This is a genomic window from Cognatiluteimonas lumbrici, from assembly GCF_006476065.1.
GTDB lineage: Bacteria > Pseudomonadota > Gammaproteobacteria > Xanthomonadales > Xanthomonadaceae > Cognatiluteimonas > Cognatiluteimonas lumbrici.
Genome location: NZ_ML636798.1, coordinates 461,010 through 478,815, shown reverse-complemented (window position 1 = coordinate 478,815; position 17,806 = coordinate 461,010). Strand labels below are relative to the sequence as shown.

General features: G+C 71.6%; 15 protein-coding genes. 8 read left to right on the top strand and 7 right to left on the bottom strand.

Features of this window, described 5'->3' with window-relative positions:
• Positions 1-223: 223 nt before the first annotated feature.
• The 4 genes from E4F25_RS02360 to E4F25_RS02345 form a co-directional block, all read right to left on the bottom strand.
• Positions 224-1,144 (bottom strand): 5'-nucleotidase, encoded by a 921-nt coding sequence (locus E4F25_RS02360; RefSeq protein ID WP_140910269.1) that lies wholly within the window; start codon positions 1,142-1,144, stop codon positions 224-226.
• Positions 1,145-1,182: 38 nt separating this feature from the next.
• A complete protein-coding gene (locus E4F25_RS02355; RefSeq protein ID WP_140908661.1) occupies positions 1,183-2,478 on the bottom strand; it encodes a putative bifunctional diguanylate cyclase/phosphodiesterase in 1,296 nt (431 codons plus the stop codon).
• A gap of 10 nt (positions 2,479-2,488) precedes the next feature.
• Positions 2,489-3,706 carry an HD-GYP domain-containing protein gene (locus E4F25_RS02350; RefSeq protein WP_220433176.1) on the bottom strand — a complete coding sequence of 406 codons (1,218 nt, stop codon included), beginning with the start codon at positions 3,704-3,706 and terminating at the stop codon, positions 2,489-2,491.
• Between the two features lie 137 nt (positions 3,707-3,843).
• A complete protein-coding gene (locus E4F25_RS02345) occupies positions 3,844-4,635 on the bottom strand; it encodes an NAD kinase (RefSeq protein ID WP_181168178.1) in 792 nt (263 codons plus the stop codon).
• A 57-nt stretch (positions 4,636-4,692) separates the two neighbouring features.
• Between E4F25_RS02345 and E4F25_RS02340 the strand changes: the two genes are divergently transcribed.
• The gene (locus tag E4F25_RS02340) at positions 4,693-5,442 is read left to right on the top strand and encodes an NYN domain-containing protein (protein ID WP_140908659.1); all 750 of its coding nucleotides are present in this window, start codon (positions 4,693-4,695) and stop codon (positions 5,440-5,442) included.
• Between the two features lie 3 nt (positions 5,443-5,445).
• Here the strand turns inward: E4F25_RS02340 and E4F25_RS02335 are convergent, their stop codons facing one another.
• Positions 5,446-5,997, bottom strand: a complete 552-nt coding sequence (locus tag E4F25_RS02335; RefSeq protein WP_140908658.1) for a DUF488 domain-containing protein — start codon at positions 5,995-5,997, stop codon at positions 5,446-5,448.
• A 128-nt stretch (positions 5,998-6,125) separates the two neighbouring features.
• Here E4F25_RS02335 and E4F25_RS02330 point away from each other — a divergent pair, with 128 nt between their 5' ends.
• Positions 6,126-7,808 carry an ABC1 kinase family protein gene (locus E4F25_RS02330; RefSeq protein ID WP_140908657.1) on the top strand — a complete coding sequence of 561 codons (1,683 nt, stop codon included), beginning with the start codon at positions 6,126-6,128 and terminating at the stop codon, positions 7,806-7,808.
• Positions 7,809-7,811: 3 nt separating this feature from the next.
• On the opposite strand, the gene E4F25_RS02325 is transcribed toward E4F25_RS02330, so the two are convergent.
• Entirely contained in the window at positions 7,812-8,123 is a 312-nt protein-coding gene (locus tag E4F25_RS02325) for a hypothetical protein (RefSeq protein ID WP_140908656.1), read from the bottom strand.
• 112 nt (positions 8,124-8,235) lie between these two features.
• Here E4F25_RS02325 and E4F25_RS02320 point away from each other — a divergent pair, with 112 nt between their 5' ends.
• From E4F25_RS02320 to E4F25_RS02300, 5 genes are all read left to right on the top strand, one after another.
• A complete protein-coding gene (locus E4F25_RS02320) occupies positions 8,236-9,045 on the top strand; it encodes a ferredoxin--NADP reductase (protein WP_140908655.1) in 810 nt (269 codons plus the stop codon).
• Between the two features lie 163 nt (positions 9,046-9,208).
• Positions 9,209-9,829 (top strand): transcriptional repressor LexA, encoded by a 621-nt coding sequence (gene lexA, locus E4F25_RS02315; protein WP_140908654.1) that lies wholly within the window; start codon positions 9,209-9,211, stop codon positions 9,827-9,829.
• A 2-nt stretch (positions 9,830-9,831) separates the two neighbouring features.
• Positions 9,832-10,464, top strand: a complete 633-nt coding sequence (gene imuA, locus E4F25_RS02310; RefSeq protein WP_140908653.1) for a translesion DNA synthesis-associated protein ImuA — start codon at positions 9,832-9,834, stop codon at positions 10,462-10,464.
• A 6-nt stretch (positions 10,465-10,470) separates the two neighbouring features.
• Positions 10,471-11,889: a Y-family DNA polymerase gene (locus tag E4F25_RS02305; protein WP_140908652.1), complete on the top strand. Its 1,419-nt coding sequence runs from the start codon at positions 10,471-10,473 to the stop codon at positions 11,887-11,889.
• Positions 11,886-14,984, top strand: coding sequence for an error-prone DNA polymerase (locus E4F25_RS02300; RefSeq protein ID WP_140908651.1), 3,099 nt, complete (start codon positions 11,886-11,888; stop codon positions 14,982-14,984). Before E4F25_RS02305 ends, E4F25_RS02300 begins: the two co-directional genes overlap by 4 nt.
• Positions 14,985-15,033: 49 nt before the next feature.
• Here E4F25_RS02300 and E4F25_RS02295 read toward each other — a convergent pair whose 3' ends face one another.
• The gene (locus tag E4F25_RS02295; RefSeq protein ID WP_140908650.1) at positions 15,034-15,453 is read right to left on the bottom strand and encodes a CBS domain-containing protein; all 420 of its coding nucleotides are present in this window, start codon (positions 15,451-15,453) and stop codon (positions 15,034-15,036) included.
• Between the two features lie 170 nt (positions 15,454-15,623).
• Between E4F25_RS02295 and E4F25_RS02290 the strand changes: the two genes are divergently transcribed.
• On the top strand, positions 15,624-17,777 hold the full coding sequence (locus E4F25_RS02290) for a M3 family metallopeptidase (protein ID WP_407062820.1): 2,154 nt from the start codon (positions 15,624-15,626) through the stop codon (positions 17,775-17,777).
• Positions 17,778-17,806 lie beyond the last annotated feature (29 nt).

Here is a 17,806-nt window from a genome sequence, read left to right as displayed (position 1 = left end):
CTGCCGGCCGGCGTCGACCGGCTGGTGCTGCGCGACCTGGAGGTCGGTGAGCACCGCATCGACCTGGTGTTCCGGCGCAGCGGCCCGGACGTGCTCGCGATCGCCGACGGCCGCGACGCCGGCCGGGTCCCGCTCCGGATCCTGTAGGAGCGGCGCTCGCGCCGCGACCGTGGGAGCCGCCATGGCGGCGAGTTCGTCCCCGGTCGCGGCGCGAGCGCCGCTCCTACGAGTTGGCCACGCCGTGCGGCACGTGGCCGGCGGCGACGTGCGAGCGTGCCGAGGCGATGTTCTCGTCGGAGTCGTCGAAGAAGATGTCGGCGCCGAAGGTCTCCAGGAACGGGCCCTTCGGGCGCCCGCCCAGGAACAACGCCTCGTCCAGGCGCACGCCCCATTCGCGCAGCGTGCGGATCACCCGCTCGTGCGCGGGCGCCGAGCGCGCGGTCACCAGCGCGGTGCGGATCGGCGAGTCCTCGCCCGGCGGGAAGGCTTCCTGCAGCCGGTGCAGCGCGTCCAGGAAACCGCGGAACGGCCCGCCCGACAGCGGCTCGCGCGCGCGCTCGCGCTCGTGCCGGCCGAAGGCCTCGACGCCCTGCTCGCGCGACACGCGCTCGCTCTCGTCGCCGAAGATCACCGCGTCGCCGTCGAAGGCGATGCGCAGCTGGTTGTGGCGGTGCGCCGGGGCCTTCGCCGGCAGGATGGTGGCCGCGGCGATGCCGTGCTCGAGCGCGCGCCGCACCGATTCCGGATTGGCCGACAGGAACAGGTCGGCCCCGAACGGCCGCACGTACGGCCAGGTCGGCGCGCCGGAAGTGAAGGTCGCGCGGCTGATGTCCAGGCCGTGGTGCTGGATCGAGTTGAAGATGCGCAGCCCGGTGTCGGAGGAGTTGCGCGACAGCAGGATCACCTCGACCCGCGGCACCCCGCCCTCGCCCACCGGGGCCGCGGCGTTGAGCGCCAGCAGCTTGCGCACCAGCGGGAAGGCGATGCCCGGCGCCAGCACCTCGTCCTCGCGCTCGCGCTGGTAGGCCTGGTAGGCCTCGATGCCCTCGCGCTCGAACAGGCGGTGGCTCTCCTCGAGGTCGAACAGCGCGCGCGAGGAGATCGCGACGACGAGGGGTCCGGGCGGTGGCGTGGCGGCTTCCATGGCCCCAGTATCCCGGTTCCGCGTCTCCCGCGCCGAGACTAGGCCCGGACCGCCGAACGCGCCTGCAGCCAGGTGGCGAAGGCGTCGGTGCGCATCGCCCGCGCGAAGAAGTGCCCCTGGACCACGTCGCAATCGCGTTGCCGCAGCAGCTTGAAGGTCTCGATGTCCTCGACCCCCTCCGCCACCACAGACAGCCCGAAGCGGTGCGCCAGGTCGATGATCAGGGTGGCGATGTCGGCGCTGGCGGTGTCCGAGACCATGCCCTGCACGAAGGATCGGTCGATCTTCAGCTCGTCCGCCGGGATGTCCTTGAAGTAGGCCAGGCAGGAGTACCCGGTGCCGAAATCGTCGATCGAGACCTTGACCCCGAGGTCGCGGATCCGCGACAGGATCCCGAAGCTCTGGCGCGGATCCGACACCAGCGAGCGCTCGGTGATCTCCAGCACCAGCTCCACCGCCGGGTCGCCCCACAGGCGCAGGGCGTTCTCGACCAGGTCCGGCAGGTCGTCGCGCACGACCATGTCGGCCGGCACGTTGACCGCCACCGACATCGGCCCCGGGTGCTTCCACGCGGCCGCGTGGCGCACCGCGGTGTTGAGCGCCCACATGGTCATCGGCCGGATCTGCCCGGTCTTCTCGGCGATCGGGATGAACTGTTCCGGCGACACCACGCCGCGGCTGCGGTGCGGCCACACCATCAGCGCCTCGGCGCCGACCGGCTGCATGTCGCTGGTGCGCAGCTTGGGCTGGTAGCCCAGTTGCAGTTCGCCGCGCTCGATCGCGCCGTCGAGCTCGATCTCCAGGTCCCAGAACTCGGAGAAGCCCTGGTCCTGCTCGATCTCCGGCGGGAACATCCAGCGTGCGCCCGCGCCGCGCGCCATCTCCAGGCTCTTCTCGGCCTGGCGCAGGAGATGCTCCGGATGGGTCGCGTGCAGCGGGCACAGGGCCACGCCCGCGGTGGCGATCAGCCGCACCGTGCCCTGCGGCCCGCGGAACGGCACCTCGAGGTGGCGGAACACCTGCTGCACCGCGAGCTCGGCGTGGCCCTGGTTCATCATCCGGGTCAGCAGCAGGGCGAAGCGGTTGTCGCCGATCCGCGCCACGTAGTCCTGTTGCCGCGCCACCGACTGCAGGTGCTGGGCGACATGGCGCAGGGCCTCGTCGCCGAAGCCGTAGCCGTGCGCGGCGTTGAGCCGGGCGAACCCGTCCAGGTCCACCACCACCAGCCCGAGCAGCGTCTTGCGCTCGTTGCTGAAGCCGACCTGCTGGCGCAGCAGCGACAGGAAGCTGCGGCGGTGGTGCAGCCCGGTCAGCTCGTCTTCGGTGGTGGACATCGAAGGTCCGTCAGCCCAGGAACAGCTCGACCGGATCCAGCCCGTACATCCCGGACGGCAGGCCCCGCCGGATCACCAGGGGCGCGCCCTCCTCGTCTTGTTCGATCCTGGCCAGGTCCACCTCGCGGAACCGCGGCAGCGGCGCCTTGTCGCGCCCGAGCAGCAGCATCACCCGCGGCCGCAGGCGCTTGAGGCTGTGCACTTCGGTGATCACCCCGACCGACCCATTGGACAGCTCCACCAGGGTGCCGATCGGGTAGATCCCGCAGTTCTGGATGAACTGCTCCACCAGCTCGGCCTGGAACAGCTTGCCACGATTCCGGTACAGCTCGGCAACCGCCTCGTGCGGGGAGCGGCTGTTGGCGTAGGGGCGCAGGCTGGTCATGGCGTCGTAGCTGTCCACGATGCCCACCAGGCGCCCGAAGATCGGGATCTCGCCCCCCTTGAGCCCATGGGGATAGCCGCTGCCGTCGAAGCGCTCGTGGTGGGTGGCCACGATCTCGACGGTGTCCGGTGAGACCCCCGGCGCGTCCTCGAGGATCTCCAGCCCGTGGCGCACGTGCTCGCGCACCAGCGCCACCTCGTCCGGCGACAGCGGCGTCTGCTTGGCGAGCAGCTCCGGCGGCACGCGCGCCTTGCCGACGTCGCTGAGCAGGCCGCCCATCGCCAGCACGCCCAGCTCCTCGCGCTCCAGGCCGAGGTGGCGCCCGAAGCTGGCCGCCCACACCGCGCAGCCCATCGCGTGCTGGTAGGCATAGGCGTCGCGGTGCTTCATCTCGCGCAGCCAGATGAAGGCGTTCGGGTTGCGCAGGATCGAGTCGATCATCGCCTCGACCCCGTGCTTGAGCCGCTGCACGTCGAGGCGCTTGCCCTCCTGCAGGTCGCGCATCACTTCGGCGATGCCCGCCTCCAGCTCGGCGTTGGCCTTGCCGGCCTCGCGCATCTCGTCGGCGAAATCGCTCTTGATCGCCCAGCGGGTCTTGCGCAAGCGCGCGAACTCGTCGGGCGGGACGCTGGCGGCGGCCTGGTCGAACTCCATGTAGCGCAGTTCCGGCGTCCGCCCGCGCTGGGTGTCCACCCAGACATGGCTGCAGATGCGCTGCAGCCTGGCCAGGTCCTCCTCGGATTCGAGCGCCAGCCCCTCCAGCGGGAAGGGACTGTCGAGCCAGGGCCGGTCGAGCCGGCTCACGAACATCCCCAGCGCCAGGCCCTGGACACTGATGCGCACCTCGTGCGCCCCATCCCCCATCAACACGGCCGCATCTCCCCTGGATGACAGCGGACTGCCGGCCTCCCGAGCAGCTCGGGTCACCGGGCCCCCACCCGGGGCGGATTGGGCCGGCCGGGGGGTCGATGGTTGTTACGTCAGGCGATGAACTGTTCGGCCATGATCCGTTCCTCGAGGTTGTGCTCGGGGTCGAACAGCAGGGTCACGGTGCGGTCGTGGGACTCGCGGATGGTGACCTCGACCACGTCGCGGACCTCGTGGGAGTCGGCGGTGGCGCTGACCGGCCGCTTGTAGGGGTCGAGCACCCGGAAGCGGACCTCGGTCACGGACTTGAGCAGGGCCCCGCGCCAGCGCCGCGGGCGGAACGCGGCGATCGGGGTCAGCGCCACCACGCTCGAGCCCAGCGGCAGGATCGGGCCGTGGGCGGAATAGTTGTAGGCCGTGCTGCCGGCCGGGGTCGCGACCATCACGCCGTCGCAGATCAGCTCGTCCAGGCGCGGCTTGCCGTTGAGGTCGATGCCGATGTGCGCGGCCTGCCGGGTCTGCCGCAGCAGCGAGACCTCGTTGTAGGCCAGCGAACCGGTGCTGGTGCCCGACTCGGTCTGCGCCAGCATCTCCAGCGGGCGCAGCACCGCCGGCTCGGCGCCGTGCAGGCGCTCGACCAGGGTGTCGCGCTGGTAGTGGTTCATCAGGAAGCCGACGCCGCCGTGCTTCATGCCGTAGACCGGCTTGCCCAGCGCGCCGTGGCGGTGCAGCACCTGAAGCATGAAGCCGTCGCCGCCGAGCGCGACCAGCACGTCGGCGTCCTCGGGCGCGACCCGGCCATAGGCGCGCTCGAGCTCGGCCAGCGCGAGCTGCGCGCCCTCCGCCTTGCTGGCGAGGAACGCGATCGCCGGGGCGTCGGGCAGTGGTGGGCGCGGCGGGGTCATGCCCCGAGCATAACCCGGCGCGGTGGTATCGTCGGGTCGACCCTCGAGGAGCACCGCATGGCCAGCAACGGAAGCGCCCGCCTGGCGATCCTGATCGACGCCGACAACAGCAACCCCGCCACCCTGCCCGCGCTGCTGGCGGAAATCGCCAAGTACGGCAACGCCAGCGTGCGCCGCGCCTACGGCAACTGGACCTCCGGCCACCTGGGCGGCTGGAAGAACGGCCTGCTGACCCACTCGATCACCCCGATCCAGCAGTTCAACTACACCACCGGCAAGAACGCCACCGACAGCGCCCTGATCATCGACGCGATGGACCTGATGTACGGCGGCCACCTGGACGGCTTCTGCATCGTCTCCAGCGACAGCGACTTCACCCGGCTGGCGGCGCGCATCCGCGAGCAGGGCCTGACCGTGTACGGCTTCGGCGAGCGCAAGACGCCGCAGGCCTTCGTCGCCGCCTGCGACAAGTTCGTGTACGTCGAGAACCTGGGCGACGACGACGGCGAGCCGCGGCGCGACGGCAAGCAGAAGCAGCCGGCGAAGAAGACCGCGAAGCTCAAGCGCGACCGCAAGCTCGACGCGCTGCTGCGCGAGGCGGTGGACGCGGCCTCCGACGACAGCGGCTGGGCGCACCTGGGCGCGGTCGGCAGCAACCTGGTCCGCCTCGCCTCCGACTTCGACCCGCGCAGTTGGGGCTTCCGCAAGCTCAAGGACCTGGTCGCCGCCCACCCCGACTACCGCCTCGAGGACCGCACCACCCCCGACGGCAAGACCAGCACCCTCTTCATCCGCTCCAAGAAGTAACAGCTAAAAAAGCTTTTCCTGGGCGGCGCCGCCGAGTGGGTAGACGAGGTGGTCGCCGTGGAGGCGGGCTTCGGGGTGGAGCTGGTGCTGCTGGAGCTTGCCGGGGGCCATGATGTGCTGGACGGTCCAGCCGCGGGCGGTGAAGTCGTCGGCGATCAGGCGCCGATGGCAGCGCCACCACACCGCTTCGGCGCACATCACCGCGGTGCGCTGCGCGCGCGCCAGCGCCATCAGTTCCGCGCGCGCGGCCGCGAACTCGTCGCTTGCCATGTAGTCGGCATAGCCGCGGAACGCGGCCACCCGCCAGGCGCCATTGGGGGAGTCCTCGTCCGGCTTGCGGCGCCCGCCGAAGGCCGGCATCGGCCGATAGGCGATGCCCTCGCCCGCCAGTGCCGGCGCCATCTCCTGCGGCCCGTACTGGGGGTTGCGGCGCGAACCGGCGAAGCGGCGCACGTCCACCAGGCAGACGATCGCGTGCTCGCGCAGCAGCGCCACGAAGTCCTCCCAAGGGCGGGTCGAATGGCCGATCGTCCACAGAGTGTCGCCGTGCCGCATGGGCCCATGGTGCACCGGCGCCCGTGTTGTCGCCGTGGTGTTGCCGCCGTCGTGATGAAGCTGTCTTGACGGCGCGCTGGCTAGGCTGCGTGCATCGCCGCACCGCGGCCACCGACCCGGACCCCACCATGAACCAGCCCAGCCGGGGCCTTGCCCGGACCGCACAGATCCTGCGCTTCCTGCTGAAGTACCGCAGCGCCGGCGTGTTCACCGGCCTCGACCTGGAGAAGGCCGCGTTGGCGCCGGGGTCCGAGCCGCCGCCCACCGAGGGCAAGCCGGAGCAGTTCGTGGACGACCTCGAGGCGATGGGCCCGACCTTCGTCAAGATCGGGCAGGCGCTCTCGACCCGCCCGGACATGGTGCCCGCGCCCTACATCGCCGCGCTCGAGCGCATGCAGGACGACGTCGCCCCGATCCCGTTCGCGCAGGTACGCGAGGTGGTCGAGCAATCGCTGGGCGGTCGCATCAACAAGCTGTTCGGTTCCTTCGACGAGCACCCGCTGGGCTGCGCCTCGCTGGCGCAGGTGCACCGCGCCACCCTGCGCGATGGCCGCGAGGTCGCGGTCAAGGTGCAGCGCCCGGGCATCGCCGACCTGGTGCGCGCCGACCTCGACGCGATCGCCGGGCTCGCCGAGAGCGCGGACCGCCACACCGAGATGGGCCGGCGCGTGCACTTCGCCGACTGGGTGCACGAGTTCCGCAAGACGCTGATGGCGGAGCTGGACTACCGCGCCGAGGCCGAGAACCTCGAGCGCTTCGGCGAGCACCTGCGCGATTACCCGGAGCTGGTGGTGCCGCGCCCGTACTGGGACCTGACCGCGACCCGGGTGCTGACCATGGACCTGGTGCGCGGCACCAAGGTCACCGAGATCGGCGGCGTGCAACGCACCGAACAGCCGCTGCACTGCCTGGCCGAGGCGCTGGTGCGCGGCTACCTCGACCAGGTGTTCGTGCACGGCGAGATCCACGCCGACCCGCATCCCGGCAACCTGCTGGTGACCCACGACGGGCGGCTGGCGCTGTTCGACCTCGGGATGATCGCGCACGTGCCGCCGAAGCAGCGCGACCGCCTGCTCAAGCTGCTGTTCGCGGCGGTGGACGGGCGCGGCGAGGAAGTCGCGAACGAGACCATCGACATGGGCACGCGGCTGGAGTGCTTCGACGAGGAGCGCTTCCTGCGCGAGGTCGGGCAGATGGTCGCGCGCTATGCCGCGCACAGCCACCAGACCTCGCAGTCGGAGGGCCGGCTGATGCTGGAGCTGGTGACCCTGTCCACCGCCTGCGGCCTGCGCTCGCCGCCGGCGCTCAGCCTGCTGGGCAAGACCCTGCTCAACCTGGAGCAGGTGTCCGACGCGCTCGACCCCGAGCTCGACGTCAAGGCGGTGGTCGAGGACCACCTGGACCACGTCATGCGCGAGCGCCTGAAGCGTTCGTTCTCGCCCTCCAACATCGCCAGCGAGCTGATCGAGGTGCAGGGTCTGCTGCGCGAGGCGCCGCGCAAGCTCTCCGACCTGCTTTCGCTGCTGGCCGAGAACCGGATGCAGGTGCGGGTGGACGGGATCGCGGATTCGCCGCTGATGGAGAGCCTGCAGAAGATCGCCAACCGCATCTCCGCCGGCCTGGTGACCGCGGCCCTGATCGTGGCCTCGGCGATGATGATGCGGGTGGATTCCGGATGGCGGATCCTGGGCTACCCGGCGATCGCGCTGGTGCTGTTCCTGGTCGGCGCGGTACTGGGGCTGATGATCGTGGCCAGCGCGCTGTTCGGCGATCGCAAGGCGCGCCCGCGCGAGGAGCGCGGGCCGCGCTGACGCCTACAGGGTCGCGGTGCGCGCGTCGAGGACGTCGGCGTGCCCGGCGGCGCCGCGGTTGAGGCAGTCGGTCCAGGCGCACTTCACGAACCAGCGCGCCTCGCACCACGACATCTCGTGGGTGCCGTTCTCCCAGGTGCTCTCCAGGATCGGCTCGATCTGTTCCCAGGTGCGGTCGAAGTAGACGTCGGCGGCCTGGCTTGCGAGCTCGAGGCAGAACAGCTGGTCGCGGGTGCGCGAGGCGCCCGGGCGGTCCACGTGCGGGCGGTCCACGTGGATGGAGTCGAGGATGGGGTCTCCGGCGCTCCTGGCCATGCTGCACCTCACGTTCCGGCGGGGAAACCACAGTGTCCCAGCCGTGGCGTTGGCCCATCGTGAACGCAGCGGTTCCGGTACAATGGGGGCCTTCCTGCAGTTCCCCCGCGCCATGTCCTCCGCCTTCGGCACCGAAACCGTGCTGGACGTCCGCCACTGGACGGACGACTACTTCAGCTTCTCCACCACCCGCGATCCCGGGCTGCGCTTCACCAGCGGCCAGTTCGTGATGCTGGGGCTGGAGCTGCCGCAGCCCGACGGCGGCAGCAAGCCGTTGCTGCGCGCCTATTCGATCGCCAGCGCGAGCTGGGAGGAACACCTCGAGTTCTTCAGCATCAAGGTGCCCGACGGCGCCCTGACCTCGCGGCTGCAGCACATCCGGCCCGGCGACAAGGTGCTGGTCGGGCGCAAGCCCACCGGCACGCTGCTCGCGCACGACCTGCATCCGGGCCGCAACCTGTACCTGCTGGGCACCGGCACCGGCTTCGCGCCGTGGCTGTCGATCATCAAGGATCCGGAGACCTGGGAGCGCTTCGAGCACGTGGTGCTGTGCCACGGCGTGCGCCGCGTGCAGGACCTCTGCTACCGCGAGGACATCGAGCAGGTCCTGCCCAACCACGAATACCTGGGCGAACTGGTCCGCGGCCGGCTGCATTACTACCCCGCGGTGACCCGCGAGGACTTCGTGCACGGCGGCAGGCGCCACCGCGGGCGCCTGACCGACCTGCTCGCCAGCGGCCAGATGATGGCCGACCTCGGCCTGCCGCCGCTGGACCCGGACCACGACCGCGCCATGCTGTGCGGCAGCCCCGGCATGCTCGCCGACTTCCGCGCGCTCCTCGACGGCCGCGGCTTCACCGCGTCGCCGCGCATCGGCACCCCCGGGCATTACGTCTTCGAGCGCGCCTTCGTCGAGAAGTGACCGTAGGAGCGGCGCTCGCGCCGCGACCTTCTTTCCGAATCGCATGAACTGAGACAGGGAAGTCATTGAATTTCCTTGTGCGTATTCCTGCGACTTATCAGGTACTAAAATAGTTACCTTGGAGCAATCGCGGCGCCAGCGCCGCTCCTACAGGGTTTCCGGAATGGACGAGTTGACCGAGCGGCAGCAGGCGATCCTGGACTTCGTGCGCGCGCGCATCGAGAGCGACGGGTTGCCGCCGACCTGGGCCGAGATCGCGGCCGCGTTCGGCTTCCGCCAGACCCGCGCGGCGCAGAAGCACCTGCAGGCGATCGCCGCCAAGGGGCACCTGGAGCTGCTGTCGGGGAAGGCGCGCGGGATCAAATTGGTTGAAAGCCGGTTGGCTGAAAACTCCCACATGGACCGGTCGCTGGAACTGCCGGTGCTCGGGCGGGTCGCCGCCGGCGCGCCGATCGGCGCCGACGCCGGCGTGCAGCGCGTGCTGCGCTTCGATCCGGCGCTGTTCCCGCTGCGCCCCGACTACCTGCTGCGCGTGCACGGCGACTCGATGCGCGACGAAGGCATCCTCGACGGCGACCTGGTCGCGGTGAAGCGCGGCAGCGATGCGCGCGACGGCCAGGTGGTGGTGGCGCGGCTGGACGGAGAACTGACGATCAAGCGCCTGCAGTTGCGCGGGCAGTCCGTGCGCCTGCTGCCGCGCAATCCGGACTACGCGCCGATCGAGGTCGCGCGCGGCCAGGACTTCGCCATCGAAGGGGTGTACTGCGGGCTGGTCAGGACCTGAGCATGGGCCAGGTCGTCGCACTCGAAAGCCTGCTCTCGCAACAGCGGGTCTGGCGCGGCCGTCCGTCGCCGCCGGCGCACGCGCCGCAGCCGACCGGACACGCGGCGCTGGACGCGGCGCTGCCGGAAGGCGGCTGGCCGCGGGCCGCGCTCACCGAACTGCTGTTGCCCGCCGACGGCGTCGGCGAACTGCGCCTGCTGCTGCCGACCCTCGCACGGCTGACCCGCGCCGGGCTGCCGGTGGTGCTGGTGGCGCCGCCCTACCTGCCCTTTCCCGTCGCCTGGCGCCAGGCCGGCGTGGACCTGGCGCACCTGCATGTGGTGGAGGCGCCGCCGCGCGAAGCGCTGTGGGCCGCCGAGCAGTGCCTGCGCGCGGGCTGCACCGGCGCGGTGCTGGCCTGGCCGCCGGGATCGAAGGGCGCGCATGCCGACGACCGCGCGCTGCGCCGGCTGCAGGTGGCGGCGGACAGCGGGCGCGCGCTCGGCTTCGTGTTCCGCGACCTGCGCGCGCTCGCCAACCCGTCGCCGGCGGCGTTGCGGCTCGCGATCCAGGGCGCGCCGCCGCGACTGCGGGTGGTGAAGTGCCGCGGCGGCACGCCGCCCGCGCGCGCCTTCGAGCTGCCCGCCGCGGGCTGACCCACGATGCTCTGGGCCTGCATCCACCTGCCGACGCTGGCGCTCGACGGCGTGCTGCGCCGGCACCCGCGTCCGGAAGCGCCGCTGGCGCTGGTCGGCGGCCCGGCGCAACGGCGCGTGCTGGTGGCGGTCAATGCCGCCGCCGCGCGCGCCGGCCTGCATCGCGGCCAGGCACTGGCGGCCGCGCACGCGTTGCTGGCCGACTTCGCCACCGTCGAGCACGACCCGGCCGAGACCGCGCGCTGGCGCGACTTCCTCGCCGCCTGGGCCTACCGCTACAGCTCGCAGGTGCTGGCCGGCTTCGACGACGCGATCGCGCTCGAGGTGCGCGCGAGCCTGCGCCTGTTCGGGCCGTGGCCGGTGTTCGAGCGGCGGCTGCGCGCGGACCTGCGCGAACTCGGTTTCGCGCACCGCATCGCGGTGGCGCCGAACCCGCGCGCCGCGCGCGTGCTCGCCGGGGTGCAGGACGGACTCGCGATCGTGCACGAGGCGCGGCTGCAGGTGGCGCTGTCGCGCATCCCGGTGGCGCGCGCGGGACTGGAGCCGAAGCAGGCCGAGGCCTTGCATGCGATGGGCCTGCGCCGGCTGGGACAGCTGTTCGCCGCGCCGCGCGACGCGCTCGGCAAGCGCTTCGGGACCGGCCTGCTGCAGCACCTCGACCGCCTGCGCGGCGCCCCCGACCCGCACGTGGCCTACGCGCCGCCGGACCGCTTCGACCTGCGCATCGAGCTCGGCCACGAGGTCGAGAGTTCGCAGGCGCTGCTGTTCCCGTTGCGGCGCATGACCGCCGACCTCGGCGCCTACCTGGCCGGCCGCGACGGCGGCGTGCAGCGCTTCACCGTCCTGCTCGAACACGAAGGCCACCCCGACACCGAGGTCGCGGTCGGACTGCTGGCCGCCGAACGCGACCCGGCGCTGCTGTTCGAGCTCGCGCGCAGCCGCCTGGAGCAGGCGGCGATCCCGGCACCGGTGCGCGGCCTGCGCCTGCTGGCCACGCAGTTGCCGCCGTTCGTGCCTGCCGGGCGCGAGCTGTTCGACGAACGCCCGGCACAGGCGATGCCCTGGGAACTGCTGCGCGAGCGCCTGCGCGCGCGCCTCGGCGAAGACGCGTTGCACGGGCTGGCGATGCACGACGACCATCGCCCGGAACAGGCCTGGCGGCGGGTGCCGCTGCCGGCGGCCGCCACCCAGCCCCTGCCCGGCGCGCCGCGCCCGACCTGGCTGCTGCCCCGGCCGCTGCCGCTGCGCGGCCACGGCCTGCGCGTGCAGGCCGGGCCCGAGCGCGTCGAGAGCGGCTGGTGGGACGGCGGCGACGTGCGCCGCGACTACTACGTGGTGGACACCGGCGAGGGCCAGCGGGCCTGGGCGTTCCGCCCCGCCGGCGCCGGCGACGCGCCGCTGATGCTGCACGGGTGGTTCGCATGAGCGACGCCCTGCCCGGTTACGCGGAGCTGCACTGCCTGTCCGACTTCAGCTTCGGGCGCGGCGCCTCGGACGCCGCGGAACTGTTCGAGCGCGCGAAGCAGCAGGGCTACCGCGCGCTGGCGGTCACCGACGAATGCTCGCTGGCCGGGATCGTGCGCGCGCTGGAGGCCTCGGAAGCCAGCGGCGTGCCCTTGATCGTCGGCAGCGAGTTCAGCCTCGACGACGGCCTCAAGCTGGTGCTGCTGGTCGAGGATCGCGGAGGCTACGCCAACCTGTGCCGGCTCATCACCCGCGGCCGCCGCCGCTCGGCCAAGGGCGGGTACCGGCTCGAGCGCGCGGACTTCGACGCCGTCGGCCTGCACGGCCTGCTCGCGCTGTGGATCCCGGGCACGGTGCCGGAGCGCGAACAGGGCGAATGGCTGAAACGGCGCTTCGACGGCCGCCTGTGGCTGGCGGTGGAACTGCACCGCGGGCCCGACGACGACGCGCGCCTGCGCGCGCTGCAGGCGCTGGCCGGCGAGCTCGGCATCCCCGCGGTCGCCAGCGGCGACGTGCACATGCATGTGCGCGGGCGCCGCGCGCTGCAGGACACGATGACCGCGATCCGCCACCGCGTGCCGGTGGCGCGTGCAGGCACCCGCCTGTTCCCCAACGGCGAGCGCCACCTGCGCAGCCGCCGCGCGCTGGCCGCGATCCACCCCCCGGAGCTGCTCGCCGAGACCTTGCGCATCGCCGCGCGCTGCCGCTTCTCGCTGCGCGACGACCTCGGCTACCAGTACCCGCGCGAGCTGGTGCCCGAGGGACACGCCCCGGACACCTGGCTGAGGCACCTGGTGGAGCAAGGCATCCGCGAACGCTGGCCCGAGGGCATCGACGCAGGGGCCCGCGCGCTGGTGGAAAAGGAACTCGCGCTGATCCGCAGCAAGGGCTACGAGCCCTACTTCCTCACCGTGCACGACATCGTCCGCTTCGCGCGCTCGCGCGGGATCCTGTGCCAGGGCCGCGGCTCGGCCGCCAACTCGGTGGTTTGCTACGTGCTCGGCATCACCGCGATCGACCCGGCGCGCATGGGCCTGCTGTTCGAACGCTTCCTGTCGGAGGAACGCAACGAGCCGCCGGACATCGACGTGGACTTCGAGCACGAGCGCCGCGAGGAGGTGATCCAGTACATCTACGAACGCTACGGCCGCGAACGCGCCGCGATCGCCGCCACCGTGATCCGCTACCGCGCGCGCAGCGCGGTCCGCGACGTCGCGCGCGCGCTCGGCCTGGCCGAGGACCAGGTTGCCCAGCTCAGCCGCACGGTCGGCAACTGGGACTCCGACGCGCCCGCCGCCGAGCGCCTGCGCGAGCGCGGCTTCGATCCCGGCAGCCGGCCGATGCGGCAACTGGTGGCGCTGGTCGGCGAACTGCTGGGCAAGCCGCGGCACCTGTCGCAGCACGTCGGCGGCTTCGTCATCTCCGAGCACCCGCTGCACCAGCTGGTGCCGGTGGAGAACGCGGCGATGGACGAGCGCACCATCATCCAGTGGGACAAGGACGACCTCGAGAGCATGCGCCTGCTCAAGGTGGACGTGCTCGCGCTGGGCATGCTGACCTGCATCCGCAAGGCGCTGGACCTGCTGCGCGCACACCGCGGCCGCGAGCTGGCGATGGTGGACATCCCCGCGGAGGATCCGGACACGTACGCGATGATCCGGCGCGGCGACGTCATCGGCGTGTTCCAGATCGAGTCGCGCGCGCAGATGGCGATGCTGCCGCGATTGAAGCCGAAGACCTTCTACGACCTCGTGGTCGAGATCGCGATCGTGCGCCCCGGCCCGATCCAGGGCGGCATGGTGCATCCCTACCTGCGCCGGCGGCAGGGGCTGGAACCGGTCGAGTACCCGTCCGAGGCCCTGCGCAAGGTGCTCGAGCGCACCCTCGGCGTGCCGCTGTTCCAGGAGCAGGTGATGCGGATCGCGATGGAGGCGGCCGGCTACACGCCGGGACAGGCCGACCAGCTGCGCCGCGACATGGCGGCATGGAAGCGCCGCGGCGGACTCGAGAAGCACCGCGATGCGCTGCTCGCCGGCATGGCGCGCAACGGCTACACGCCGGAGTACGCCGAGCGCATCTTCCAGCAGATCGAGGGCTTCGGCGACTACGGCTTCCCCGAATCGCACTCGGCCAGCTTCGCACTGCTCGCCTACGCCAGCGCCTGGATCAAGTGCCACGAGCCGGCGGCGTTCTCCTGCGCCCTGCTCAACTCGTTGCCGATGGGTTTCTACCAGCCGCCGCAGCTGGTCGCCGACGCGCGCCGCCAGGGCATCGAGGTGCGCCCGGTGGACGTGCGCTACAGCGACTGGGACTGCAGCCTCGAGGGCTGGCCGGGCGAACCGGAGCGGCAGCCGGCGCTGCGCCTCGGGATGCGGATGGTCGCGGGACTGCAGGAAGGCGCCGCCCGCCGCATTTCCGCGGCGCGCGCGCAGGCGCCGTTCCGCGACCTCGACGACCTGCTGCACCGCGCCGGCCTCGACCGCGGCGGCTTGGCGAAGCTGGCCGAGGCCGCTGCGCTGCGCGGCCTCGCCGGGCACCGCCATCGCGCGCGCTGGCTGGGCGCCGGCACGCAGCAGCAACTGCCGCTGTTCGCGGGCACGGCGCAGCACGAGGAGCGCGTCGCGATCCCACCGCCGAGCGCGTGGGAGGACACCCGCGCCGACTACGCCAGCACGGGCCTGACCCTCGGCGCGCACCCGCTGGCGCTGCTGCGCCGGCAGTTGCGCGAACGCCGCTTCCGCCAGGCCCGCGAGCTCGAGGGTTTCGCCGACGGCCGCCCGGCGCGCTACGCCGGGCTGGTGGTGTCGCGGCAGCGCCCGCAGACCGCCAGCGGGGTCACCTTCATGACCCTCGAGGACGAGACCGGCATGGTCAACGTGGTGGTCTGGCGGCAGGTGGCCGAACGCCAGCGGCGCGCGTTCCTGGAATCGCAACTGATGGCGGTCGAGGGCCGCCTGCAGGTCGCCGACGGCACCCGCCACCTGGTCGCGACGCGGCTGGAGAACCTGTCGCCGCTGCTGGCCGGCCTGGACGCGCGCTCGCGCGACTTCAGGTGAGCCGCGGCGAGGCCGGCCTGCTCAGGAAGGCCTGCTCAGGATGGCCTGCTCAAGATGGCTTGGACACCTGCTGCACCACCTCGCCGGTGACCTGGTCGTTGCCGGTCAATGCGATGTCGGCCTGCGCAACCACGCCGCACAGCTTGCCGTCCGCGCCGACCACCGGGATGCGGCGGACCTGTCCCGCCTCCATCGCCGCGACGCAATCGGCCAGGGTGCTGTCCTGGACCACCGTGCGCACCGGCGTGGTCATGTAGTCGGCCGCGGTCGCCCGGGTGGTGTCCTTGCCGCCGGCGACGGCGCGCACGGCGATGTCGCGATCGGTGATCACCCCGACCGGGACGTCCTGCTCGTCCACCACCGGGATCATCCCGCAGTCGTTGTCCGCCATCATCTGCGCGACCTGGCGCAACGGCGTGTTTTGCCTGCAGCAGGCCGGGTTGGCGGTCATCACGCTATCGAGTTCCATGGGGGGCTCCTGTACTGGCGGGAAACCCCGACAGCCTGCCCGGAAGGCGGTTTGGCCGACGTGAACCGCAGCCGCGCCCCTGCCTTTCGTCATGGGCAGGCGGCGCGTGGACCCGCTACGCTTGGAATTCACGATCCCGGAGCGAAAATGACATGAGGCATCCCCTTGCCCTGGCGCTGGCCGTCGCGCTGGCCGCCGTTACTCCCCAGGCCCCCGCACAGGACGCATCGCCCGTGTCTGTTCCCGCACCCGAGGCCGGCCAAGGCCAGGCCAACCCGTTCTTCGCCGAGAGCCCGCTGCCGCTGCACTACCCGCAGTTCGACAGGATCCGGGACAGCGACTTCGGCCCAGCGTTCGAGCGCGGCATGGCCGCCGAGCTGGCCGAGATCCAGGCGATCGCCAACAACCCCGAGCCGCCGACCTTCGAGAACACCATCGTCGCGCTGCAGCGCACCGGCGACGTGCTCGAGCGCGCGCAGACCGTGTTCTACGCGCTGATCAGCGCCGACACCAACGACGCCCGCGAGGCGCTGCGCGCCGAGTACGCGCCGAAGTTTTCCGCGCACCGCGACGCCATCGTGCTCGACCCGAAGCTGTTCGCCCGCATCCAGGCGGTGCACGACGGCCTCGACGCCTCCGGCCTGCAGGGCGAGGACCGCCGCCTGGTCGAGAAGTACTACGAGAACTTCGTCCGCGCCGGCGCCCAGCTGCCAGACGCCGACAAGGCGCGGCTGAAGGCGATCAACGCCGAGCTCGCGCAGCTGGGCACCAAGTTCAGCCAGAACGTGCTGGCCGAGGTCAACGATTCCGCGGTGGTGGTCGACACGCGCGCGGAGCTCGCCGGCCTGCCGGAAGCCGACATCACCGCCGCCGCGGAAGCGGCGAAGAAGCGCGGCCTCGACGGCAAGTACGTGATCGCGCTGCAGAACACCACCGGCCAGCCGCCGAACACCTACCTCGAGAACCGCGCCCTGCGCCAGCGCATCCACGAGGCCTCGGTCGCGCGCGGCAGCCGCGGCAACGCCTACGACAACACCGGCCTGGTGTCGCGGATCATGGCGCTGCGCCTGGAGCGCGCGAAGATGCTGGGCTACCCGGACTACGCTTCGTTCGTGCTCGCCGACGAGACCGCGAAGACGCCGCAGGCGGTGAACGAGATGCTCGGCCGCCTGGCCCCGGCCGCGGTCGCCAACGCCAGGAAGGAAGCCGCCGACCTGCAGGCGATGATCGACAAGGAACAGGCCGCCAAGGGCGAGCCGACCTTCCAGCTGCAGCCCTGGGACTGGGCCTACTACACCGAGAAGGTGCGCCAGGAGAAGTTCGCCTTCGACGAGTCGCAGCTCAAGCCGTACCTGGAGCTGGACAACGTGCTGGTGAACGGTGTCTTCCACGCCGCCAACCAGGTCTACGGCCTGACCTTCAAGGAGCGCCACGACCTGCCGGTGTACCAGGAAGACGTGCGCGTGTTCGACGTGTTCGACAAGGACGGCTCGCAGCTGGCGATCTTCATCGCCGACATGTACGCGCGCCCGTCCAAGCGCGGCGGCGCGTGGATGAACTCCTACGTCGACCAGTCCGGACTGACCGGCTACAAGCCGGTGGTCGCCAACCACCTCAACATCCCCAAGCCGGCCGCCGGCGAGCCGACGCTGCTGACCTGGGACGAGGTGACGACCATGTTCCACGAGTTCGGGCATGCGCTGCACGGCATGTTCTCGAACGTGAAGTACCCGTACTTCTCCGGCACCAGCGTGCCGCGCGACTTCGTCGAGTTCCCGTCGCAGGTCAACGAGATGTGGGCCGACTGGCCGAGCGTGCTCGCCAACTACGCGAAGCACTACCAGACCGGCGAGCCGATGCCGCGCGAGCTGCTCGACAAGGTGCTGGCCAGCAGCAAGTTCAACCAGGGCTTCGCCACCACCGAGTACCTGGCGGCAGCGATGCTCGACCAGGAGTGGCACCAGCTGACCGAGGCCTCGCAGATCCCGGGCCCGGACGGCGTGATGCCGTTCGAGGCCGCCGCGCTGGCGAAGGTCGGGCTCGACTTCGCCGCGGTCCCGCCGCGCTACCGCACGCCCTACTTCAGCCACATCATGGGCGGCTACGCGGCCGGCTACTACGCCTACATCTGGTCCGAGGTGCTGGACGCGAACACGGTGCAGTGGTTCAAGGACAACGGCGGCCTGAGCCGCGCCAACGGCGACCACTTCCGCGCCACCCTGCTGTCGCAGGGCGGGAGCAAGGATGCCCTGGAACTGTTCCAGGACTTCGCCGGCCACGCCCCCGACATCCAGCCCCTCCTCGAGCGCCGCGGCCTGGACTGAGCAACAGCTAGCCACAGATTTCACAGATA